This is a genomic window from Duganella rivi, assembly GCF_009857435.1.
Taxonomy (GTDB): Bacteria; Pseudomonadota; Gammaproteobacteria; order Burkholderiales; family Burkholderiaceae_D; genus Rugamonas; species Rugamonas rivi.
On sequence record NZ_WWCK01000007.1, the window covers coordinates 1 to 20865 of the forward strand.

Here is a 20865-nt window from a genome sequence, read left to right on the forward strand (position 1 = left end):
CAGGACGTTGATAGGTCAGGTGTGGAAGTGCAGTAATGCATTAAGCTAACTGATACTAATTGCCCGTACGGCTTGTCCCTATAACCTTGACGGTTATACGCATTTACTCTTGATGAGTTAATACCCCCAAACTTTACTTCTCCCAGATTCGCTGCGTAGCCCAATAAGGAGCTGCGCAGCATACAAGTCAAAGCTTGATGACTATAGTAAGTCGGTCCCACCCCTTCCCATCCCGAACAGGACCGTGAAACGACTCTACGCCGATGATAGTGCTGCAACCAGTGTGAAAGTAGGTTATCGTCAAGCTAGTTATTAAAAAAAGGCCCGCTCATTGAGCGGGCCTTTTTGCTTTGGCGCAACGAGATTACGCGGAGTTTTGATATGCGGAAATGAAAGGTGTACCATGTGGCCTTTCGCGTCTGCTTCAAACCTCAATGAAAAATAAGACAGCCCAAACAATGCTGTATTGCGCATTGGCCCTGTCGGCCTGGGCTCCTGCCCGCGCCGATGATTACGCCGATGTCAGCAAACTGGCCAAGGCCGGTAAGGTGGTCGAGGCACTCAACAAGACTAATGAATACCTGAGCAAACACCCGAGCGATCCGCAAATGCGGTTCATGAAAGGCGTGCTGCTGACGGAACAGAATAAGTCGGAAGAGGCAATCGCCGTCTTCACCAAGCTCACCGAGGATTACAAGGATCTGCCGGAGCCGTACAACAACCTGGCCGTGCTGTATGCGGCCAACGGCCAGTACGATAAGGCGCGCGTGGCGCTGGAAAAGGCGATCCGCACCAATCCGAGCTATCAGACTGCCTACGAAAATCTGGGCGATATTTACGGCAAGATGGCCAGTCAGGCTTACGACAAGGCCTTGGCGCTGGGTTCGACGACGGCGGTGCCGGCTAAGTCGAAGCTGACCATGCTGCGCACCTTCTCGACCAGCACAGGCGGCAAGATCGTTGGCGTGGAGACGGCAGTTGCACAAGCCCCGGCTCCTGCGCCTGCCCCTGCCCCTGCTGTTGTGCCGGCGCGTCCCGCTGCCGGCGCGCAGCCGCCTTTGATTTCGCAGTTGCCGCCGCAAAATGCTGCGCAGGCCAATGCACCACAACGGATTCCGGCATTGTCGGTATCGCCACCGCCGGCCAACGCGCCTAAAGTTGCGACGGCAGTGGGAGCGATTCCAGCGCCGGCGCCGGTGGCAGCGAAACCTGTGCCTGCACCAGTGCCAACGCCTGCGCCGATCAAGGTCGCTGCGGCGCCAGTGCCTGCACCTGCTCCAATTCCGGCGCCAGCGCCAGCCAAAGTAGCGCCTGTGCCGACGCCGGCCCCGGTAAAAGTGGCCGCAGCGCCTGTGCCAACTCCGGCACCAGCGCCGGCCCCGGCTCCCGCACCGGTCAAAATCGCCGCAGCGCCAACGCCGGCACCTGCGCCTGCACCTGCACCGGTCAAAGCCGAACCGCCGAAACCTGCCAAGCCTGAGCCGGAAAAAGTCGCCGCCAAACCGGATAACTCCGAGCGCGATGCGGTGATGGCGCAGGTGAATGGCTGGGCCAAGGCATGGGCTGCGCAAAACGTCGATTCCTACCTGGGCTACTATAGCCAGCAGTTCGAACCGCCAAAGGGCGTGACGCGCAAAGCGTGGGCCGACGAGCGCCGCGCCCGCATCGAGGGCAAGGGCCGCATCCGCGTGGAAGTCGCTTCGCCCGAGGTGAAAGTGGACGGCAACACCGCCAAGGTCACCTTCCGCCAGACCTACGAATCCGATCGCTTGACGGCGCGCAGCCGCAAGACGCTCATCATGGTCAAAAATGGTGGAAAATGGCAGATCAAGCAGGAAGTCTCGGGTAACTGATGTCACACTCATTTTTGCGTAAATGGCGCGCGGGCAGTGTGCTCGCCGTGGTTCTCCTCAGCCTGGTGGGAGGGGAGTTCAGTTACGCCGCAAAAAAGCCGGTGCGGGCGGCTGCCGCCCGTAAAGCTAATCCTGAAGAGCTGCTCAACGACATCTACAAGGATCTGGCAACGCATGACCTGAACTCGGCGCAGCAGAAAGCCGATGCGCTGGTCGAGGCTTATCCTAACTTCCGTCTTGGCCATCTGATCCGTGGCGATATCCTGTTGATGCATACCCGCGCCGTTGGCATACTTGGCGCCGCCGTGCCGCCCGGCTCGGAAGCCAAGCTGGCCGATCTGCGCCGCGAAGCTGCCGTGCGCTTGCAGGCCGAGCGTCCGGGGCCGGCGCTGCTGCCGCGCGCGCTGCTGCAAATGCGCAAGGATCAAAAGCACGCGCTGATCGTCGATGCCAAGCATTCCCGCCTCTACCTGTACGAGAACCGCAACGACGGCGTACGACTGCTGCAAGACTTTTACGTGAGCCAAGGCAAGCTGGGCATCAACAAGCTCAAGGAAGGCGATATGCGCACGCCGGTGGGCGTGTATTACCTGATCGGCCGCCTGCCCGGCGTGAAGCTGCCCGATATGTACGGCAAGGGCGCGCTGCCGCTCGATTATCCGAATGACTGGGACAAGGTGAACGGCCGCAGCGGCTCGGGCATCTGGGTGCACGGCACGCCGCCGGAGACCTTCAGCCGTCCGCCGCTGTCGACCGATGGCTGCGTGGTGGTCAGCAATGACGATTTGAATTTCCTGACTCGCACTGTGGAAATTGGCAAGACGCCGATTCTGATTGGCGACCAGGTGGAGTTCGTCAGCAAGGAGCAGCTGGACAAGGATCTGCGCCAAGCCGCTTCGCTGGTGGAGACATGGCGGCGCGATGTGGAGAATCGTGACGACGCGAGCTTGAAGGCGCTGTATTCGGCGCGCTTTAAATCGGCAGCGGACGAGGATATCAATGCTTGGCTGGACAAGAACCGCTACCTGCCGGGCGCGAAGAAAATTACCGTGACCGTTACCGATCCGAGCTACTTCCGTCAGCCTAGCCAGGAAGAGGTCATCGTCAGCAACTTCACGCAGCAAATTGTGATCGGCAAGTTCCGTCACGCGGTGCGCAAGAAGCAGTACTGGGCCAAGGAAGGCAAGAACTGGAAGATTGTCGCCGAATCCAATGTGTCATAAAAAAAGCCCCGTAAGGGGCTTTTGATTTTCTACACTTAGAAGTGGTACGCCGCTTTGAGTTCGACGAAGTTCACACCCGAGTTCGGCTTCTTGTAGCCGCCGTTCGAGAAGTGTTGCAGCTTCACACCCACTTCCCAGTTGTTGTCGAACACGTAACCGGCAGCGATGTGGTCGCCGAACTGGAAGTGCGTCGACAGGCGGTTGTCGCTGTTGTTGTACAGCTTGGAGAACATGTGCACGCCGATGCCGCCTTCGTAGTACATGCCCTTCTTGTTGTCATTCTGGAAGCGGAACACTGGGGTGAAACCGATATCCCACAGTTTTGCTTCCGCGCCGACCACATTCTTGGCACGGTTTTCTTGCCAGATGCCGGTGCTCAGTTCCCAGTAGCCGCCCAGGTGGGTGCCGTTCGATTGGAACCATTTATTGTCCCAGTCTTTGGCGGCGTTGAAACGCACCATTTGTACGTGCTCGCCGGCACCTACGTCGATCGACACGGAGTCGACCAGTTTGTCATCGGCAAACGCGCTTTGAGCGGCGACCAGTGCGGCAGCAACCGCGATCATTTTTTTGTTGAACATAGTATCCTTGCAATGTGAGTGCAGTATTTCTCGATTGTTATACGGCTAACCCGTGATTGTACCGGGGTTCGGAAAATAATTCAGGGAGCGGAATTGTCGACGCAAATTGCTTTTCTTGGCATCGGCTTGATGGGGGAGCCGATGGTGCGCCGCCTGCTGGCGGCTGGCCACAAGGTTACAGCATGGAACCGCACGCATGCAAAGGCGCAAGCGCTGGCTGAGGCAGGCGCGCAACCGGTGGCGGACTTGGGCGAGGCGGTGCGCGATGCGCAGATCGTGATCTCGATGCTGGAGGCCGGGCCGACGGTGCAGCTGGTGCTGCAAGCGGCCTTGCCGGCGCTGGCGAGCAAGGCGCTGTGGATCGACATGAGCTCGACCCAGCAGGCCGAGGCGCAGGCCTTCCACGCGCTGCTGAGCGCGCAAGGACGGCGTTTTATCGATGCGCCGGTGTCAGGCGGCGTCGGTGGCGCTGCGGCCGGCGCGCTGGCGATTATGGCCGGCGGCGCGGCCGAAGATTTTGCCGAGGCCGAACCGGTGCTGTCGGCCATGGGCCGCGCCACGCTGGTCGGCCCGGCCGGTAGCGGGCAGGTGGCCAAGCTGTGCAATCAGCTCATCGTTGGTGCAACCATCAACATTGTCGCGGAAGCCATGTTGCTGGCGCAGGCGGCCGGTGCCGATCCGGCAGCGATGCGCGCAGCGATACGCGGCGGCTTTGCCGAGTCGAAGATTTTGGAGGTGCACGGCCAGCGCATGCTGGAGCGGAATTTCGTCGCCGGCGGCAAGGTGACCACGCAGCTCAAGGATCAGCGCAATATCCTGGCGGCGGCGGAAGCGGCCGGCATCGTGCTGCCGCTGACGGAGTTGGTAACGGCGCGCTACATGACGCTGTCCAAAACCATACCGCAAGCCGATCACTCGGCCGCGCTGATCGGTCTGGAGCAGCTGAATCCGGGCCAGCGCGTGGGCACGGCCCCGGATCAAATTTAAGCGGCGGCCGGCAAGCTGGCCTCCACCAGCTTCACCCAGAAGCTGGCGCCGACCGGCAGCAGGTTGTCGTTGAAGTCGTAGCTGCCGTTGTGCAGCACGCACGGGCCGAGGCCGTGACCGCCTTCGCGATGGTCGCCCTCGCCGTTGCCGATGAAGATGTAGCAGCCCGGCTTGGCTTGCAGGAAGTAGGCGAAGTCTTCCGCCGCCATCGAGGGCTCCACTTTGTCGTCCACCTTGTCGGCGCCGATCACGGACTTCATCACCTCCACCGCAAAGCGCGTCGCTTCAGGATGATTGATCAGCGGCGGGTAGTTGCGGCGGAATTTGAATTCCACTTCCGCGCCAAATGCCGCAGCCGTATTCACAGCCACCACTTCCATTTGTTTTTCAATCATATCCAGCACGTCCCACGACAGGGTGCGCACGGTGCCGGACAGCTTGGCTTCATCGGGAATGACGTTGGTGGCAGTGCCGGCGTGGAATTGCGTCAGCGACAGCACGGCGGTATCGATAGGATTGGTACGGCGGCTGACGATGGTCTGCCAGCTCTGCGCAATTTGCACCGCCGCCATTACCGGGTCGATGCACTTGTGCGGCTGGGCTGCATGGCCGCCTTTGCCTTTAACGGTGAGGTAGAACTCGTTACTGGAGGCCATCAGCGCACCTTCGGTCACGCTCATGTGACCGGATGGAATGCCGGGCCAGTTGTGCATGCCGTAGATGGCGTCCATCGGGCAATGCTCGAACAGGCCGTCCTCGATCATGCGCTTGGCGCCGGCGCCGCCTTCTTCGGCCGGCTGGAACACGAGGTAGACGGTGCCGTCAAAGTTGCGATGCTCGGACAAGTGCTTGGCCGCACCCAGCAGCATGGCGGTGTGGCCGTCGTGGCCGCAGGCGTGCATTTTGCCGGGGTGCACCGAGGCGTGGGCGAAGGTGTTCACTTCCTGCATCGGCAGCGCGTCCATATCGGCGCGCAGGCCGATCGAGCGCGACGACGTGCCGTTCTTGATGATGCCGACCACGCCAGTGATGCCGAGGCCGCGAATCACGGGAATGCCCCATTCGGTCAGCTTGGCCGCCACCACGTCGGAGGTGCGTTGTTCTTCGTAGCAAAGTTCAGGGTGGGCGTGCAGGTCGCGCCGGATCTGCTGCAGTTCGGATTGAAATGCAATGATGGGATCTACCAGTTTCATGCTACTTCTCCACTTTCCACTATTTCCACTTTCCTAATTGTAGCCCTTGTCAGACGAGTTAAGCCAGTCCGCGCGCAATGGTTTACGATACTGCTTTGAGCCATTGCTTTTTGGATTCTGACATGACAACCACACAAGTCCGCGCAGCCTGCCCGCTCGACTGCCCCGACACCTGCGCGCTGCTGGTGACGGTGGAAGACGGCGTTGCCACCGCGGTCAAAGGCGACCCCGATCACCCTACCACGGCCGGTGTGCTGTGCACCAAGGTAGCGCGCTATACCGAGCGCACCTACCACGAAGAGCGCTTGCTGTACCCGCTGAAGCGCGTCGGCAAAAAGGGCGAGGGCAAGTTCGAGCGCATTAGCTGGGAAGAGGCGCTGGACACCATCGCAGCCAAACTGAAGCCGATCGCCGAGCGCGCGCCGGAGGCGATCCTGCCGTACAGCTATTGCGGCACCATGGGCTTGATCCAGGGCGAGTCGATGTCATCGCGCTTCTTCAACAAGATTGGAGCCTCCCTGCTGGATCGCACCATTTGCGCGACGGCCGGCTTCACCGGCTACAAGTACACCATCGGCGGCTCCATCGGCACCGACATGGAGCAGTTCCAGAACGCCAAGCTGCTGATTATCTGGGGCGGTAATCCGATCGCATCGAATCTGCACTTCTGGACGCGCGCGCAGGAAGCCAAGCGCAATGGCGCCAAGCTGATTGCCATCGATCCGTATCGCTCGCTGACGGCGGAGAAGTGCCACCAGCACATCGCGCTGCTGCCGGGCACCGACGCCGCGCTGGCTTTGGGACTGATGCATGTGCTGATCAAGGAAGACCTGCTCGATCACGACTACATCGCGCAATACACGCTGGGCTTTGAACAGCTGAAGCAGCGCGCCGCCGAGTGGACGCCGGAGCGCACGGCCGAAACCTGCGGCATCACGGTCGATGAAGTGGTCGATCTGGCGCGCCTGTACGGCGGCATGGCGAAGGCCGGCGAGCCGGTGGCGATCCGCACCAACTACGGCGTGCAGCGCGTGCGCGGCGGCGGCATGGCGGTGCGGAATATCGCGTGCTTGCCGGCGCTGGTGGGCGCGTGGCGTCATCCGGCCGGCGGCGTGCAGCTGTCGTCCAGCGGCTCGTTCCCGACCAACAAACCCAAGCTGCAACGCACGGATTTGTTGAAGAAAATCCCGCGCACCATCAACATGACCACTATCGGCGATGACCTGCTGCGGCCTGCCTCGCCTTCGTTTGGGCCGGCAGTGGAAGCGGTCATTGTCTACAACTCCAACCCGCTGGCGATTGCGCCGGATTCGGACAAGGTGATGCGCGGCTTCCTGCGCGAGGACTTGTTCACGGTGGTGCTGGAGCACTTCCAGACCGACACCGCCGATTACGCCGACATCGTACTGCCGGCCACCACGCAGCTGGAGCACATCGACGCCCACACGTCTTACGGCCACCTGTACATGATGGCGAATAACGCCGCCATCGCGCCGATGGGCGAGGCCAAGGCCAATACTGAAATCTTCCGCCTGCTGGCAGCCAAGATGGGCTTCGACGACGACTGCTTCAAGGAGAGCGACGACGAACTGGCGGCGCAAGCCTTCAACGCGCAAGATGTTCGCGCGATTGGCTTCGACTGGGACGCCTTGAAGCAAAAGGGCTGGCAGAAATTGAATATGCCGGATGCGCCGTTCGCGCAAGGCGGCTTCCCTACGCCGTCCGGCAAGTGCGAGTTCTATTCCGCGCAAATGGAGAAGGACGGACTCGATCCGCTGCCGTCCTACATACCGCCATACGAATCGGCGGCCAGCAATCCTGAACTGGCGGCGCGCTACCCGCTGGCGATGATTTCTCCGCCGGCGCGCAACTTCCTCAACTCCACCTTCGTCAACGTCAAGAGCCTGCGTTCGGCGGAGGGCGAGCCGCACCTGGACATCCACCCGGACGACAGCGCATCGCGCAGCATCGCCAACGGCGACATGGTTCGCATCTTCAACGACCGCGGCTCCTTTGTGGCCAAGGCGCGCGTGACGGACAAGGCGCGTGCCGGATTGGTTGTCGGCTTGTCAGTGTGGTGGAAAAAGCTAGCCTCCGATGGCAAAAATGCCAATGAGGTTACCAGCCAACAGTTGACCGATATGGGCCGCGCGCCGACGTTTTACGATACACTGGTACAGGTCGAGAGGCTCGCATCTTGAAGGTGATGTATGCGCAAAATTGCACGCCAAATGCTCCGCGCCAGATTCTGGCTGGCGCCGGCGTGCGCGGCGGCGATGCTGGCCGGTTGCGCGCAATTCAAGTACTACATGCAGGCTGCCCAAGGCCAGTATTCGCTGTGGTCGGACGCGCGTCCGATTGAAGACTGGCTGGGCGATCCCACCACCGATCCCCAGCTCAAGGCGCGCCTCGAAAAGGCGCTGCTGATCCGTAAATTCGCGGTCAAGGAATTGAGCCTGCCCGATAACGCAAGCTACAAAAACTACGCGGCCCTGTCGCGGCCCTTCGTGCTGTGGAACGTGGTGGCGACGCCGGAGCTGTCGCTGCGGCCTATCCAGTGGTGCTTCCCGATTGCGGGCTGCGTCAGTTATCGCGGCTACTACAGCAAGGAAGACGCCATGGCCTATGCCGATGAACTGCGCCAGGAGCGCAACGACGTGCAGGTGGGCGGTGTGCCGGCGTATTCCACGCTGGGCTGGTTCAGCGATCCGCTGCTATCGACCTTCATCAACTACTCGGACGCCGAACTGGCGCGCATGGTGTTCCACGAATTGGCGCACCAGGTGGCCTACGTGCAGGGCGATTCGCAATTCAACGAGGGCTTCGCCACGGCGGTGGAAGAAGCCGGCGTGGCGCGCTGGCTGGAGCTGTACGGCACCGATCCGATGCGCGAGGCTTACACCCGCTACAACAGCCGGCGCCAGGACTTTTTAGCGCTGTTGGTGCGGCACCGCAAAATGCTGGCCGACCTGTACGCGGGCAAGACCAGCACCCGCCACAAGCGCGCCGAGAAAGCCCGCATCTTCGCCCACCTGAAATCCGACTACGCCAAGCTCAAGGAAAGTTGGGGCGGCTATGCCGGTTACGACCGCTGGTTTGCCGAGCCGCTGACCAACGCCCACCTCAGCGCGGTGGGAACTTACCACGATTATCTGCCCGCCTTCCGCGCCTTGCTCAAGCAGGAACGAACGTTCGTGCGTTTTTATGGTGCGGTGCAACAAATAGCAACTCTTGATGCAGGCCAACGCCGACAGCAGTTGGATCTCTTGGGCCGCCCGCCAATGCTCAACGCCGAAGGGGGCAAGGAAGCGCTACCAAGCGGCGAAGGCGTGCATTGATGCGGCGTTGCAGCATAAAAAGCCGTTAGAACCTCCGTTCTAATTATGGTTAAATGCGCTTGCGTACGGGCGTGCTGCCCGATAGCATCGCATCATCAGCAAGCTCCCTGACCGGCTCTGTGCGCCGGCCTTACAACGATAAATAATATTCGAGACAAGAGGCACAGGATGGAGAAAATCTGGTTGAAATCGTATCCACCGGGCATGCAGACCGAGGTCGATACAAGTCAGTACCGTTCGCTGGTTCAATTGCTGGAAGAGTCGTTCCAGAAGTATGCGAGCCGCAACGCGTATGTCTGCATGGACAAGTTCCTCACCTATGCCGAAGTCGACGCGTATTCCAAGCGTCTCGGTGCCTGGCTGCAGAGCCGCGGCCTGAAGCCGGGCGCGCGCGTGGCCATCATGATGCCGAACGTGCTGCAGTACCCGATCGCGATTGCGGCGATCCTGCGCGCCGGCTACACGGTGGTCAACGTCAACCCGCTGTACACGCCGCGCGAGCTGGAGCACCAGCTCAACGACTCGGGCGCCGAGGCCATCATCATCCTCGAAAACTTTGCCACCACCCTGGAACAGGTGCTGGGCAAGACGCAGGTCAAGCATATCGTGGTGGCCAGCATGGGCGAGATGCTCGGCGGCCTGAAGGGCATGCTGGTGAACTTCGTGGTGCGCAGCGTGAAGAAAATGGTGCCGGCGTTTTCGCTGCCTAACGCGGTGCGCTTCAAGGATGCGCTGTCGCAGGGCGGCGGCATGAAGCTGACGCCGGTCGAACGCCAGTACAACGATCCGGCGTTCTTGCAGTACACGGGCGGCACCACCGGCGTGTCGAAAGGCGCGACGCTGACGCACCAGAATATCGTGGCCAACTTGCTGCAAAGCGAGGCATGGTCGCAACCGGCGCTGGGCGGTTCGGATGAGCAGGTCACCATTGTGTGTGCGCTGCCGCTGTACCACATCTTTGCGCTGACGGCTTGCGCCATGTGGGGCACCCGCGTGGGCGCGCTGAATATCTTGATTCCGAATCCGCGCGACATCGGCGGCTTCATCAAGGAACTGGCGAAGTACAAGTTCAACATGCTGCCGGCGGTGAACACGCTGTATAACGCGCTGCTGAACCACCCGGACTTTGCGAAGCTGGACTTCTCGGCGCTGAAGATTTGCAACGGCGGCGGCATGGCGGTGCAGCAGGCCGTCAACGACCGCTGGCTGGCGGTGACCGGCGTGTCCATCATCGAAGGCTATGGCTTGTCCGAGACTTCGCCTGTGGCCACCTGTAACCGTGCCGACAGCAAGGCATTTACCGCCACCATCGGCTTGCCGGTGCCATCGACCGATATCGCCATCCTCGATGACGATGGCAACGAAGTGGCGCTGGGCGTGGCCGGCGAGATCGCGATTCGCGGCCCGCAGGTGATGGCCGGCTATTGGAACCGCCCGGACGAAACGGCCAAGGTGATGACCGCCGACGGCTACTTCAAATCGGGCGACGTCGGCGTGATGGATGCCAATGGTTACGTGAAGATCGTGGATCGCAAGAAGGACATGATCCTGGTGTCCGGCTTCAACGTCTACCCGAACGAACTGGAAGGCGTGATTGCCGCGCACCCAGGCGTGCTGGAGTGCGCCGCGATCGGCGTGCCGGACGAGCATTCGGGCGAGGCGGTCAAGATCTTCGTCGTCCGCAAGGATCCGAACCTGACGCAAGAAGCCCTGATGGCCTACTGCAAAGAACAATTTACCGGCTATAAAAAGCCGAAATACATTGAGTTCCGCGAGGAGCTACCAAAAACCAATGTCGGGAAAATTCTGCGCCGCATGCTGCGCGACGAACCACCCGGCGATAAGAAAAAGGCTGCATAAAGATGGATAAGATTTGGCTGAAGTCGTACCCCGAAGGCGTACCAGCGGAGATTGATAACACCCAGTACCGCTCGGTCACCCATTTGCTGGAAGAAGCTTTCCGCAAGTACGCTGACCGCAACGCTTTCGTGTGCATGGACAAGTTCATGACCTACGGCGAGCTGGATCAACTGTCGCAAAAAATGGGCGCGTGGCTGCAGAGCAAGGGCCTGCAAGCTGGCGCGCGCGTGGCCATCATGATGCCGAACGTGCTGCAATATCCGGTGGCCATGGCTGCTGTGCTGCGCGCCGGCTACACGGTGGTCAACGTCAACCCGCTGTACACCCCGCGCGAGCTGCAGCACCAGCTGGTGGACTCGGGCGCCGAAGCCATCGTGGTGTTGGAAAACTTTGCCACCACCGTGCAGCAAGTGCTGGCGCAGACTCCGGTCAAGCACGTAATCGTTGCCAGCATGGGCGACCTGCTGGGCGGCCTGAAGGGCGCGCTGGTCAACTTCGTGGTGCGCAATGTGAAGAAGATGGTGCCGGCGTATTCGCTGCCGGGTTCGGTTTCGTTCAAGAAGGTGCTGGCTGAAGGCGCCGGCATGACGCTGCAACCGGTTAAGCTGGGCCATGACGATATCGCCTTCCTGCAGTACACCGGCGGCACCACCGGCGTGTCCAAGGGCGCCATCCTGCTGCACCGTAATATCATCTCCAACGTGCTGCAAAACGAAGCATGGCTGCAAATGAAAGGCGGCGGCGAGCAGATGGTGTTTGTCGGCGCGCTGCCGCTGTATCACATTTACTCGCTGACGATTAGCGCTTTGATGAGCATGCGTACCGGCGGCCTGAGCCTGCTGATTCCTAACCCGCGCGATATCCCGGGCTTCGTGAAAGAGCTGGCGAAGTACAAGGTGACCGTGCTGCCTGCGGTGAACACGCTGTACAACGCGCTGCTGAACAATCCTGATTTCGCCAAGCTGGACTTCTCGTCCTACAAGCTGTGCAACGGCGGCGGCATGGCTGTGCAAAAGAGCGTGGCCGAGCGCTGGCTGAAAGTGACCGGCACCGCCATCATCGAGGGCTATGGTCTGTCCGAGACTTCGCCGGTGGCGACGGTCAACCGCCTCGATATCAAGGAATTCACCGGCACCATCGGCCTGCCGATTCCATCGACCGAGGTAGCGATTCTGGATGACGACGGCAACAAGCTGCCGCTCGGTTCGACCGGCGAAATCGCGATTCGCGGCCCGCAGGTGATGGCCGGCTACTGGAACCGTCCAGATGAAACCGCCAAGTCGATGACCAGCGACGGCTTCTTCAAAACCGGTGACGTTGGCGTGATGAACGAAGAGGGCTTCACCCGCATCGTCGACCGCAAGAAGGACATGATTATCGTGTCGGGCTTCAACGTCTATCCGAACGAAGTGGAAGGCGTGGTGGCGGCCCATCCGGGCGTGCTGGAAGTGGCTTGCATCGGCGTACCTGATAAGAACTCGGGCGAAGCCGTGAAGCTGTTCATCGTGCGCAAAGATCCTAACCTGACCGCCGAGCAGGTGCTGGACTTCTGCAAGCATGAACTGACCGCTTACAAGAAGCCCAAGTACATCGAGTTCCGCGATGAACTGCCGAAGACCAACGTCGGCAAAATCCTGCGTCGCCAGCTGCGCGACGAAAAGGCTGCGGCTTAAGTTATTTCCGAATGCATGCGAGCCTGCGGGCTCGCATTGCTGACGCCAAACGGGTGCGTACCTCGTGCTCGTGATTGAGATACCCTTCCACGTTCGCCTTGCGGGCGGCCTCGGCAAAGTGCTGGGCGTCCACGTCCTGTAGCCGTTCGAATTCGGCTAGCGATAGCACGACCACCGATGCGTGGTCGGCCTTTTCCACTACCACGGTTTGCGACAGTGCTTGATGCAAGTAACGATCAAGCTCGTGCGCAATCTCGTCCTTCGATACTTTCAGCATACGCCACCCCCTGCCAGCCAGTATAGAACCTGGCCGCCGCGTTTCAAGCGCGGTTCAGGCCCGGCTGTCCGTTGCGAACCACGAAGCCGGCCGCGCGCACTATGGCGCTGGCGCTGTCTTGCACGTTGTCCAGTGCAAGAAAATTTGCGGTGGTGTCGTTGGGTGTGATGGTCAGCAGCATGTAGCCGCGCTTGTCACTGCGGCCATACTTGATGCCGTGGTTCATCGATACATACTGCTCGGTACGAGATTGCGCGCGCGATGGCGAGGTGATCGAGGTGCCGCAGAATTCGGTTGCCAGTACCTGGTTGGTGGGAGAGCGCGGCCGCGTCGGGTTATGCGCGAGTTCGCAGGCGAAGAAGCTGTGCACGTCGCCGGAGAGGACGAGTGGATTGCTGGCGCGGCTGGTGTGCAGCGTGTCCATCAATTGCTGGCGCGCCGTCGGGTAGCCATCCCAGCCATCAGTCCAGAAGCGGCCGTCGCCGTCTGTCTTGATCGGCAGCTGGCTGTTTTGCGCCATCAGGGTTTGCTGGGCGAGGATGTTCCAGCGCGCTTGCGAGGAGGCGAGGCCTTGCGCCAGCCATTGTTCTTGTTCTTTGCCGAGCATGCTGCGGCTGCGGTCTTTCAGGGCGGCGCATTCGCGCAGCAGCACCGAGCTGGAACCGCCGCGTCCTTGCGGCGGGCAGGCGTGGGTGGCGCGGTATTGGCGGTCGTCGAGGATGTGGAAGCGCGCCAGCTTGCCCCAGTCGTAGCGCTGGTAGATGCGCAGGTGGGCGAAGTCGCGCGGCGCCAGTCGCAGCGGCATGTGTTCGTAGAAGGCTTGGTAGGCGGCGGCGCGTCTTTGCAGAAAGCGCGGGTCGAGGCGTTCGTCGCGTTCGTTGGCGTAATCGTTGGCGACTTCGTGGTCGTCCCAGGTGACGATCCATGGCGCGGCTTCGTGCGCGGCTTGCAGGTGGCGGTCGGTCTTGTACTGGGCGTAGCGGGCGCGGTAATCGGCCAGCGTGAAGCTCTCAGCGGTTCTTAGTGCGGTTTTTGGATGGTGCAGCTGGTACGGGCCCCACTCGTAGATGTAATCGCCCAGGAAGGCCACCAGATCGGGCGCTGCGGCCGCGATGTGGCGGTGGGCCGCGTAGGTGCCGAATTCCCAGTGCTGGCAGGAGGCCACGGCCAGTTTGAGTTGCTGCGGCATGCTGGCGCTGGCGGGCGCGGTGCGCGTGCGGCCAATCGGGCTAACTGCGTCGCCCAGCATGAAGCGATACCAGTACCAGCGGCCGGGCTGCAGGCCGGTGACGTCGACGTGAACGCTGTGGGCGAGTTCGGGCGGCGCGTCAGCCGAGCCCTTGGCGATGATGCGGCGGAACCGATCGTCCTCCGCCATCTCCCAGCGCACGTTGAAGGCGATCGGCGGCGTGGCTGCGGCGTTGAGCGGATCGTGCAGGATGCGCGTCCAGATGATGACGGCGTCCGGCAGTGGTGAGCCGCTGGCGACGCCCAAGCTAAAGGGATAAGTCGAACCGGCGGCACTGACGATGTTGCTGGCGCTGGTCAGCGCTGCTGCGAGAAAGAGGCGGCGATGTTCGTCCATGCGGCGAGGCGCGGGCCGCTGTGGCTTACGAATGGATCAGCGTTTCAATCGACGGCACTTTGCGCGGCTTGCGGTCGGAGTCGGTGGCGACGTAGGTCAGGGTGGCCTCGGTCACTTTCACGGTATCGGCTTGCAGGCGATTGCGCTCTGCGTACACTTCCACTTGCACGGTAATGGACGTATTGCCAACCTTGACAATATCAGCATAGAACGACAGCAGGTCGCCCACGAACACCGGGTTCTTGAACACGAACGAGTTCACCGCAATCGTCGCTACACGGCCATTGGCGCGGCGCGTGGCCGGCAGCGAGCCGGCGATGTCCACCTGCGCCATGATCCAGCCGCCGAATACATCGCCGTAGACATTGGCATCGGACGGCGAAGGCATCATGCGCAGTTCCGGCATCTTCCCGGCTGGCAGGCCGCGATTGATGGTGTTGACGGTGGGGATTTGAGGCGTGGTCATCGTGATTTCTCTTCAGGGGCTACAATTATCGGGATTGAACCATAAAAAGCCAAGATCCGCCATGCGCCGTTACTCCGATTCCCAGCCAGCCCCCGCCAGCAAAGCCGCTCCTACCCGCAGCGATACTGCCACCATCAAAACCCTGATTCCCTACTTGTGGGTCTATAAATGGCGCGTGCTGCTGGCGCTGGGCTGCCTGGTCGGCGCCAAGCTGGCCAACGTCGGCGTGCCGGTGGTGATGAAGAAGCTGATCGATTCGCTGACCATCACGCCATCGCATCCGCAAGCGCTGCTGGTGCTGCCGCTTGGTGCGCTGGTGGCCTACGGCGTGCTGCGCGTATCGACCACGCTGTTCACCGAGCTGCGCGAGTTCCTGTTTGCGCGCGTGACGCAGCGCGCGGTGCGCACCATTGCGCTGCAAGTGTTCCGCCACCTGCACGCGCTGTCGCTGCGCTTTCACTTGAATCGCCAAACCGGCGGCATGACGCGCGATATCGAACGCGGTACGCGCGCCGTTGGCTCGCTGATTTCGTACACGCTGTTTAACATCCTGCCGACGCTGGTGGAGATCACGCTGGTGCTGGGCTACCTCGTCACGCATTACGATATCTGGTTCTCGGTGATTACCTTTGTAGCGCTGGCATCGTACATCACCTTCACCATCGTGATTACCAACTGGCGCACCCACTTCCGCCGCACCATGAATGACCTGGATTCGAAGGCCAACACCAAGGCCATCGACTCGCTGATCAACTACGAAACGGTGAAGTACTTTGGCAACGAGGAGTACGAAGCCAAGCGCTATGACGAAGGCTTGCAGCGCTATGAAAGCGCGGCGGTGAAATCGCAGACCTCCTTGTCGCTGCTGAACACCGGGCAGTCGATGATTATCGCGGTGGCGGTCACGCTGATTCTGTGGCGCGCGACCGTCGGCGTCATTGAAGGCAAGATGACGCTGGGCGATCTGGTGCTGGTCAACGCCTTCATGATTCAGCTGTACATTCCGCTGAACTTCCTCGGCGTGATTTACCGCGAGATCAAGCAAAGCCTGGCCGACATGGAAAAGCTGTTCTCGCTGCTGGATCAGAACAAGGAAATTGCTGATACGCCGGATGCGAAGCCGCTGGTCACGCACGGCGCGCAAGTGCGCTTCAACCACGTAGACTTTAGCTACGATCCCAAGCGCCAGATTTTGTTCGACGTGGACTTCACCATTGCGCCCGGCACCACCACGGCGGTGGTGGGCCACAGCGGTTCCGGCAAATCCACCTTATCGCGCTTGCTGTTCCGCTTCTACGAGGTGAATGCGGGCGGTATCGCCATTGACGGCCAAGACCTGCGCTCTCTGACGCAGGACTCGGTACGCCACGCCATCGGCATCGTGCCGCAGGATACGGTGCTGTTCAACGACACCATTGAATACAACATCGCTTACGGCAAGCCGGGGGCATCGCACGATGAGATTGTGGCGGCTGCGCGCGCCGCATCGATCCACGATTTCATCGACAGCCTGCCGGACGGCTACCAGACCATGGTCGGTGAGCGCGGCCTCAAACTCTCCGGCGGCGAGAAGCAGCGCGTGGCGATTGCACGCACGCTGTTGAAGAATCCTGCGATTCTGATTTTCGACGAGGCCACGTCGGCGCTGGACTCGAAAGCAGAGCAGGCGATCCAGGCGCAGTTGAAAGAAATCTCGCGCACCCGCACCACCATGGTGATCGCCCACCGCCTGTCCACGGTAGCGGATGCGCAGCAGATTATCGTGCTCGATCATGGCCGCATTGTTGAACGAGGTACGCATCAATCGCTATTGGCAGCGGACGGACTCTATGCTCAAATGTGGGAGCGCCAGCAGGCTAAGGCTGACGAAGAAGACACTGTGAACATAGTTTAATTAAAAGGGATCGACCATGAAGTCTCGTTTTGTTTTGGGTGCAGTAACCGCCATGCTGGCATGCGTACAAAGTGCTTACGCTGCCGATCCAACCGAACAGCAATTCCGCGCCCTGTACAAAGAGCTGGTCGAAACCAACACCACGCTGTCGTCGGGCAGCTGCACGCTGGCCGCTGAACGCATCGCGGCGCGCTTGAAGACGGCGGGCTTCCCGGAATCGGATCTGCACCTGTTTGCTGATCCGGCGCATCCGAAAGAAGGCGGCTTGGTGGCGGTGCTGCCGGGCCGTGATCCAAAGGCGAAAGCGATCCTGCTGCTGGCCCACATCGACGTGGTGGAAGCCAAGCGCGAAGACTGGACGCGCGATCCGTTCACCCTGATCGAAGAAGACGGCAAGTTCTACGCGCGCGGCGTGGTGGACGACAAGGCGCAAGCGGCTATCTGGGCCGATTCGCTGATCCGTTTTAAACAAGAAGGCTACAAGCCACGCCATACGCTGAAGATGGCGCTGACCTGCGGCGAAGAGACCGCAGGCGCGTTCAATGGCGCCGAGTGGCTGACCAAAAATCGCCGTGAGCTGATCGATGCTGGTTACGCGCTGAACGAAGGCGCAGGCGGTGAGCTGAACGCAGCCGGCAAGCGCATCACGATGACGGTGCAGGCGGGCGAGAAGGTGGCGCAGAACTATCGCTTGGAAGTGGTGAATCGCGGCGGCCATAGTTCGCGTCCGATGAAGGACAACGCGATCTATCATCTCGCTGGCGCACTGTCGAAAGTGCAGGGCTATGAATTCCCGATCCAGCTGACTGATGGCAGCAAAGGCTATCTGAATGCGATGGCAAAGATCCAGCTGGAAGCGGGCCACAAGGAAATCGCCGATGCGATGAAGGCGGTTGTGCAGAATCCGGGCGACGCCAAGGCGGTTGCTACTGTCTCGAATGCAGACGCCAGCTGGGCCGCCATGCTGCACACCACCTGCGTGGCGACCATGCTCGATGCAGGCCACGCTACCAATGCGCTGCCGCAGCGTGCACGCGCCAACGTCAACTGCCGCATCTTCCCGGGCGTGACGCAGGAAACCGTGCGCCAGGCGCTGGTTAGCGCGATTAACGACCCTGCCGTGAAAGTGGAAACGCTGGAAATCCGCGGCGAGAATTCAGCGCCGCCACCGCTGACGCGTGCCATCATGGAACCGGTTGAAAAGCTGACCGCGAAGATGTGGCCGGGCGTGCCGGTGATGCCGATCTTGCAGTCCGGCGCTACCGACGGCCAGTTCCTCAACGCGGCCGGCATTCCAACCTACGGCATCAGCGGCATCTTCCTGACGCCGGACTTGGGCAATATCCACGGCCTGAATGAGTACATCGGCGTGCAATCGCTGATGGAAGGCCGCGTGTTCCTGCACGAGCTGGTGAAGACCTACGCCGAGCAGATTTAAACGAGTGCGCGATATTTGAAATCGCGCAGCGTCACCACGCCTGCACCCGCACAGTACACGCCGGGTTGCAGGCTGAGGAAACCGCCAAACACATTGTCGTGCAAGCCGGAGACTTCCAGCTGCCACGAATGCTGTATCCAGTTCTTCCCGTCCAGCGAGTAATGGAACGTCACGATGTGGCGGTCGTTCTTCATGCGGATATGGACGGTGGAGACATCCATCTTTTCCCTCATCCAGCTTTGCTCTTGCGAGTGGGCGAAGGTTTTCATGTGCGTCTGCGTGAAGCCGATGCCGACACCGCGTCCCCATTTCGGTTCCGGCGCAGCAAGCGCCAACTGCGGCGCGACCGCCGCTCCCGCCAACAAAGTCTTCAACGCCGCGCGCCGCGTAGCAGTCATATCGTCCCCATCCAGTTATCGTTATCCCTCGATGGCGCATCACTCATACGCCCGTCGCAATTGCGAAAAACACCAAGCCAACTAACGATTCCGCACAACAGCCCCGCTTGCTTGCTATGAGCCGCCGCAAAGCGCATCATGATTTTGCAGACTACCCTCCGATGACACCTTTCACATTGGAGGACTTATGTCGGACTTTTACAAATACTTCAAAGAGAACATGGATGGATTGGGTTTGCCAACGCCCGAGAATTTGTTTGGCACGAGTCAGTCAGCTGTTTCAACTGCTTCGACGCTTCTGGGACTGATTGATCGATTCGGGAAAGATAAGAGTGTCGGAGAATTGCTCAGCACTGGTGTTAAAGGCGGAAAGTTGGCAGTCCTCAGTACGATAAACGCCTCTTTTTATGTGGGGGCTGTTATTGGCAGTATCGCTGTGGCTACTGGGCGCAATTTGGCGGGAGGGACTTCCCTCGCAGATGTGCTACGTGAGGCACAAATGAACCATTTGCATCGTCCTTGGTTGGCATCACTTCTAGTGCGGCATCCAAAGATTTTAAAGACGCGTAAAATTAAACAGGTCAGGAGGGCACCATGAAAGATGGATTGCTGTTATTGGTTACGGGAATAATCTGCTCGTTGGGAGCGTGGTTATTCTTTAAGTTTTTTGGAAGCGAGGCGTTCATTGTCATTATGATGATGACGATGGTCTCCGCCGTTCTTGATAATGTGCGGCTGCGGAGGAAGTTACGTGAGCTGACCGGAGAGCAGTAAAGAAAAACGCCACCGTGTAGGTGGCGTTTTGGTTTGACGTTTACGCCGCTTCGGCGGTTTTCGGCGGGTCCATCTCGCCTTCCCACTTGGCGACGACGGCGGTGGCGATGCCGTTGCCGATGACGTTGGTCGCGGAGCGCGCCATGTCGAGGAAGTGGTCGATGCCCAACAGCAGCAGCATGCCCGCTTCTGGAATGTTGAACTGGCCCAGCGTCGCGGCAATCACCACCAGCGAAGCGCGCGGCACGCCGGCCATGCCTTTCGAAGTCAGCATCAGCACGGCCATCATGGTCATCTGCTGGCCCAGCGACATTTCAATGCCATACGCCTGCGCGATGAACACGGTGGCAAAGGTGCAGTACATCATCGAGCCATCCAGATTGAACGAGTAGCCGATCGGCAGCACGAACGAGGCAATACGGTTGCGCACGCCGAAACGCTCCAGACCTTCCAGGGTTTTCGGATACGCCGCTTCGCTCGATGCAGTCGAGAAGGCCAGCAGCGCCGGGCTGCGCATTTCTTTCATCAGCGCGAACACGCGGCCTTTCAGGAACAGGAAGCCGATGAAGATCAGCAGCGCCCACAGCAGCACGATGCCGAAGTAGAACTCGGCCATGAACACACCGTAGGTCGACAGCACGCCCAGACCGCTCTTGGCGATGGTGCCGGCAACCGCAGCAAACACGGCAAACGGTGCAAACTTCATCACGTAGCCGGTAACCTTCAGCATCACGTGCGCGACACCGTCCAGCGCTTCGATCAGCGCGTTGGCTTTAGGGCCAACCGCCGCCGCAGCCGAACCGAAGAACAGCGAGAAGATCACGATTTGCAGGATTTCGTTCTTGGCCATGCCATCGACGATGGACGACGGCACCAGGTGGGTGACGAAGTCTTTCAAGGTCAGGCTGGAGGTGGCCAGGTCAGCCTTGGCGGCGGTAGCGGCCATGTGGCCCAGCAGCGCATCGCCCGGACGGAAGATGTTGACCAGCACCAGGCCCAGGCTCAGCGACATCACCGAGGCGATGAAGAACCAGCCCAGCGTTTTCACGCCGACGCGGCCGACCGCGGTCGCATCGCCCATCTTGGCAATGCCGCATACCAGCGTCGAGAACACCAGCGGCGCGATAATCATCTTGATCAGGCGCAGGAACAGCGTGGTGATCAGCGCCATGGTGTCGGCAAAGCCGGTTGGACTGGCCAGATTGTCGTGGGCGAAGTAACCGGTAATGATGCCTAGCACCAGTCCAATCAGGATGTACGTGGTCAATCGGCTTTGTTTGTTCATATTTTTGGGGTTCCTGTGGTAGTGTCTCTCTGAGCCTGCA

The 20865-nt window shown here is 60.4% G+C and carries 18 protein-coding genes and 2 rRNA genes; 13 read left to right on the forward strand and 7 right to left on the reverse strand.

Features of this window, described 5'->3' with window-relative positions; translation table 11 throughout:
* From GTP45_RS22920 to GTP45_RS22935, 4 genes are all read left to right on the forward strand, one after another.
* A 23S ribosomal RNA gene (locus GTP45_RS22920) occupies nt 1-80 on the forward strand; the annotation flags it as partial.
* A 113-nt stretch (nt 81-193) separates the two neighbouring features.
* Nucleotides 194-306: ribosomal RNA gene (rrf, locus tag GTP45_RS22925) — 5S ribosomal RNA — on the forward strand.
* 128 nt (nt 307-434) lie between these two features.
* Nucleotides 435-1853 carry a L,D-transpeptidase Cds6 family protein gene (locus tag GTP45_RS22930; RefSeq protein WP_161016192.1) on the forward strand — a complete coding sequence of 473 codons (1419 nt, stop codon included), beginning with the start codon at nt 435-437 and terminating at the stop codon, nt 1851-1853.
* Nucleotides 1853-3076 (forward strand): L,D-transpeptidase family protein, encoded by a 1224-nt coding sequence (locus GTP45_RS22935; protein ID WP_161016193.1) that lies wholly within the window; start codon nt 1853-1855, stop codon nt 3074-3076. The genes GTP45_RS22930 and GTP45_RS22935 overlap by 1 nt, the downstream gene beginning before the upstream one ends.
* 35 nt (nt 3077-3111) lie before the next feature.
* Here GTP45_RS22935 and GTP45_RS22940 read toward each other — a convergent pair whose 3' ends face one another.
* Entirely contained in the window at nt 3112-3657 is a 546-nt protein-coding gene (locus GTP45_RS22940) for an acyloxyacyl hydrolase (protein ID WP_161016194.1), read from the reverse strand.
* A gap of 93 nt (nt 3658-3750) precedes the next feature.
* Here GTP45_RS22940 and GTP45_RS22945 point away from each other — a divergent pair, with 93 nt between their 5' ends.
* Nucleotides 3751-4644, forward strand: coding sequence for an NAD(P)-dependent oxidoreductase (locus tag GTP45_RS22945; RefSeq protein ID WP_267876216.1), 894 nt, complete (start codon nt 3751-3753; stop codon nt 4642-4644).
* On the opposite strand, the gene GTP45_RS22950 is transcribed toward GTP45_RS22945, so the two are convergent.
* On the reverse strand, nt 4641-5837 hold the full coding sequence (locus GTP45_RS22950; RefSeq protein ID WP_161016195.1) for a M20 aminoacylase family protein: 1197 nt from the start codon (nt 5835-5837) through the stop codon (nt 4641-4643). The genes GTP45_RS22945 and GTP45_RS22950 overlap by 4 nt on opposite strands.
* Before the next feature lie 122 nt (nt 5838-5959).
* Between GTP45_RS22950 and GTP45_RS22955 the strand changes: the two genes are divergently transcribed.
* From GTP45_RS22955 to GTP45_RS22970, 4 genes are all read left to right on the forward strand, one after another.
* Complete coding sequence (locus GTP45_RS22955; RefSeq protein WP_161016196.1) at nt 5960-8038, forward strand: molybdopterin-containing oxidoreductase family protein; 2079 nt, start codon at nt 5960-5962, stop codon at nt 8036-8038.
* Between the two features lie 30 nt (nt 8039-8068).
* Nucleotides 8069-9175 (forward strand): aminopeptidase, encoded by a 1107-nt coding sequence (locus tag GTP45_RS22960; RefSeq protein ID WP_229258600.1) that lies wholly within the window; start codon nt 8069-8071, stop codon nt 9173-9175.
* Nucleotides 9176-9343: 168 nt separating this feature from the next.
* The gene (locus GTP45_RS22965; RefSeq protein WP_161016198.1) at nt 9344-11035 is read left to right on the forward strand and encodes a long-chain-fatty-acid--CoA ligase; all 1692 of its coding nucleotides are present in this window, start codon (nt 9344-9346) and stop codon (nt 11033-11035) included.
* Nucleotides 11036-11037: 2 nt separating this feature from the next.
* Nucleotides 11038-12708, forward strand: a complete 1671-nt coding sequence (locus GTP45_RS22970; RefSeq protein WP_161016199.1) for a long-chain fatty acid--CoA ligase — start codon at nt 11038-11040, stop codon at nt 12706-12708.
* Between the two features lies 1 nt (nt 12709).
* Here the strand turns inward: GTP45_RS22970 and GTP45_RS22975 are convergent, their stop codons facing one another.
* The 3 genes from GTP45_RS22975 to GTP45_RS22985 are packed head-to-tail and all read right to left on the reverse strand — an operon-like array spanning nt 12710 to nt 15036.
* The gene (locus tag GTP45_RS22975) at nt 12710-12985 is read right to left on the reverse strand and encodes a hypothetical protein (protein WP_161016200.1); all 276 of its coding nucleotides are present in this window, start codon (nt 12983-12985) and stop codon (nt 12710-12712) included.
* A 43-nt stretch (nt 12986-13028) separates the two neighbouring features.
* Nucleotides 13029-14570, reverse strand: a complete 1542-nt coding sequence (locus tag GTP45_RS22980) for an alkaline phosphatase D family protein (RefSeq protein WP_161016201.1) — start codon at nt 14568-14570, stop codon at nt 13029-13031.
* Between the two features lie 25 nt (nt 14571-14595).
* On the reverse strand, nt 14596-15036 hold the full coding sequence (locus GTP45_RS22985; RefSeq protein WP_161016202.1) for an acyl-CoA thioesterase: 441 nt from the start codon (nt 15034-15036) through the stop codon (nt 14596-14598).
* Nucleotides 15037-15097: 61 nt separating this feature from the next.
* Between GTP45_RS22985 and GTP45_RS22990 the strand changes: the two genes are divergently transcribed.
* Nucleotides 15098-16930 carry an ABCB family ABC transporter ATP-binding protein/permease gene (locus GTP45_RS22990; protein WP_161016203.1) on the forward strand — a complete coding sequence of 611 codons (1833 nt, stop codon included), beginning with the start codon at nt 15098-15100 and terminating at the stop codon, nt 16928-16930.
* 16 nt (nt 16931-16946) lie between these two features.
* Nucleotides 16947-18368: a M20/M25/M40 family metallo-hydrolase gene (locus GTP45_RS22995; RefSeq protein WP_161016204.1), complete on the forward strand. Its 1422-nt coding sequence runs from the start codon at nt 16947-16949 to the stop codon at nt 18366-18368.
* Here the strand turns inward: GTP45_RS22995 and GTP45_RS23000 are convergent.
* On the reverse strand, nt 18365-18766 hold the full coding sequence (locus GTP45_RS23000) for a beta-xylosidase family glycoside hydrolase (RefSeq protein WP_161016205.1): 402 nt from the start codon (nt 18764-18766) through the stop codon (nt 18365-18367). The two genes, GTP45_RS22995 and GTP45_RS23000, sit on opposite strands and share 4 nt — an antisense overlap.
* A gap of 187 nt (nt 18767-18953) precedes the next feature.
* Here GTP45_RS23000 and GTP45_RS23005 point away from each other — a divergent pair, with 187 nt between their 5' ends.
* Together GTP45_RS23005 and GTP45_RS23010 are read left to right on the forward strand one after the other, a co-directional pair.
* A complete protein-coding gene (locus GTP45_RS23005; protein WP_161016206.1) occupies nt 18954-19364 on the forward strand; it encodes a hypothetical protein in 411 nt (136 codons plus the stop codon).
* Nucleotides 19361-19540 carry a hypothetical protein gene (locus tag GTP45_RS23010; RefSeq protein ID WP_161016207.1) on the forward strand — a complete coding sequence of 60 codons (180 nt, stop codon included), beginning with the start codon at nt 19361-19363 and terminating at the stop codon, nt 19538-19540. Before GTP45_RS23005 ends, GTP45_RS23010 begins: the two co-directional genes overlap by 4 nt.
* Nucleotides 19541-19580: 40 nt before the next feature.
* Here the strand turns inward: GTP45_RS23010 and GTP45_RS23015 are convergent, their stop codons facing one another.
* Complete coding sequence (locus GTP45_RS23015) at nt 19581-20825, reverse strand: dicarboxylate/amino acid:cation symporter (RefSeq protein ID WP_161016208.1); 1245 nt, start codon at nt 20823-20825, stop codon at nt 19581-19583.
* Nucleotides 20826-20865 lie beyond the last annotated feature (40 nt).

Coding starts and splice junctions, on each gene's coding strand:
- GTP45_RS22930 (WP_161016192.1), top strand. CDS start 435: ATGAAAAATAAGACAGCCCAAACAATGCTGTATTGCGCATTGGCCCTG.
- GTP45_RS22935 (WP_161016193.1), top strand. CDS start 1,853: ATGTCACACTCATTTTTGCGTAAATGGCGCGCGGGCAGTGTGCTCGCC.
- GTP45_RS22940 (WP_161016194.1), bottom strand. CDS start 3,657: ATGTTCAACAAAAAAATGATCGCGGTTGCTGCCGCACTGGTCGCCGCT.
- GTP45_RS22950 (WP_161016195.1), bottom strand. CDS start 5,837: ATGAAACTGGTAGATCCCATCATTGCATTTCAATCCGAACTGCAGCAG.
- GTP45_RS22955 (WP_161016196.1), top strand. CDS start 5,960: ATGACAACCACACAAGTCCGCGCAGCCTGCCCGCTCGACTGCCCCGAC.
- GTP45_RS22960 (WP_229258600.1), top strand. CDS start 8,069: ATGCTCCGCGCCAGATTCTGGCTGGCGCCGGCGTGCGCGGCGGCGATG.
- GTP45_RS22965 (WP_161016198.1), top strand. CDS start 9,344: ATGGAGAAAATCTGGTTGAAATCGTATCCACCGGGCATGCAGACCGAG.
- GTP45_RS22970 (WP_161016199.1), top strand. CDS start 11,038: ATGGATAAGATTTGGCTGAAGTCGTACCCCGAAGGCGTACCAGCGGAG.
- GTP45_RS22975 (WP_161016200.1), bottom strand. CDS start 12,985: ATGCTGAAAGTATCGAAGGACGAGATTGCGCACGAGCTTGATCGTTAC.
- GTP45_RS22980 (WP_161016201.1), bottom strand. CDS start 14,570: ATGGACGAACATCGCCGCCTCTTTCTCGCAGCAGCGCTGACCAGCGCC.
- GTP45_RS22985 (WP_161016202.1), bottom strand. CDS start 15,036: ATGACCACGCCTCAAATCCCCACCGTCAACACCATCAATCGCGGCCTG.
- GTP45_RS22990 (WP_161016203.1), top strand. CDS start 15,098: ATGCGCCGTTACTCCGATTCCCAGCCAGCCCCCGCCAGCAAAGCCGCT.
- GTP45_RS22995 (WP_161016204.1), top strand. CDS start 16,947: ATGAAGTCTCGTTTTGTTTTGGGTGCAGTAACCGCCATGCTGGCATGC.
- GTP45_RS23000 (WP_161016205.1), bottom strand. CDS start 18,766: ATGACTGCTACGCGGCGCGCGGCGTTGAAGACTTTGTTGGCGGGAGCG.
- GTP45_RS23005 (WP_161016206.1), top strand. CDS start 18,954: ATGTCGGACTTTTACAAATACTTCAAAGAGAACATGGATGGATTGGGT.
- GTP45_RS23010 (WP_161016207.1), top strand. CDS start 19,361: ATGAAAGATGGATTGCTGTTATTGGTTACGGGAATAATCTGCTCGTTG.
- GTP45_RS23015 (WP_161016208.1), bottom strand. CDS start 20,825: ATGAACAAACAAAGCCGATTGACCACGTACATCCTGATTGGACTGGTG.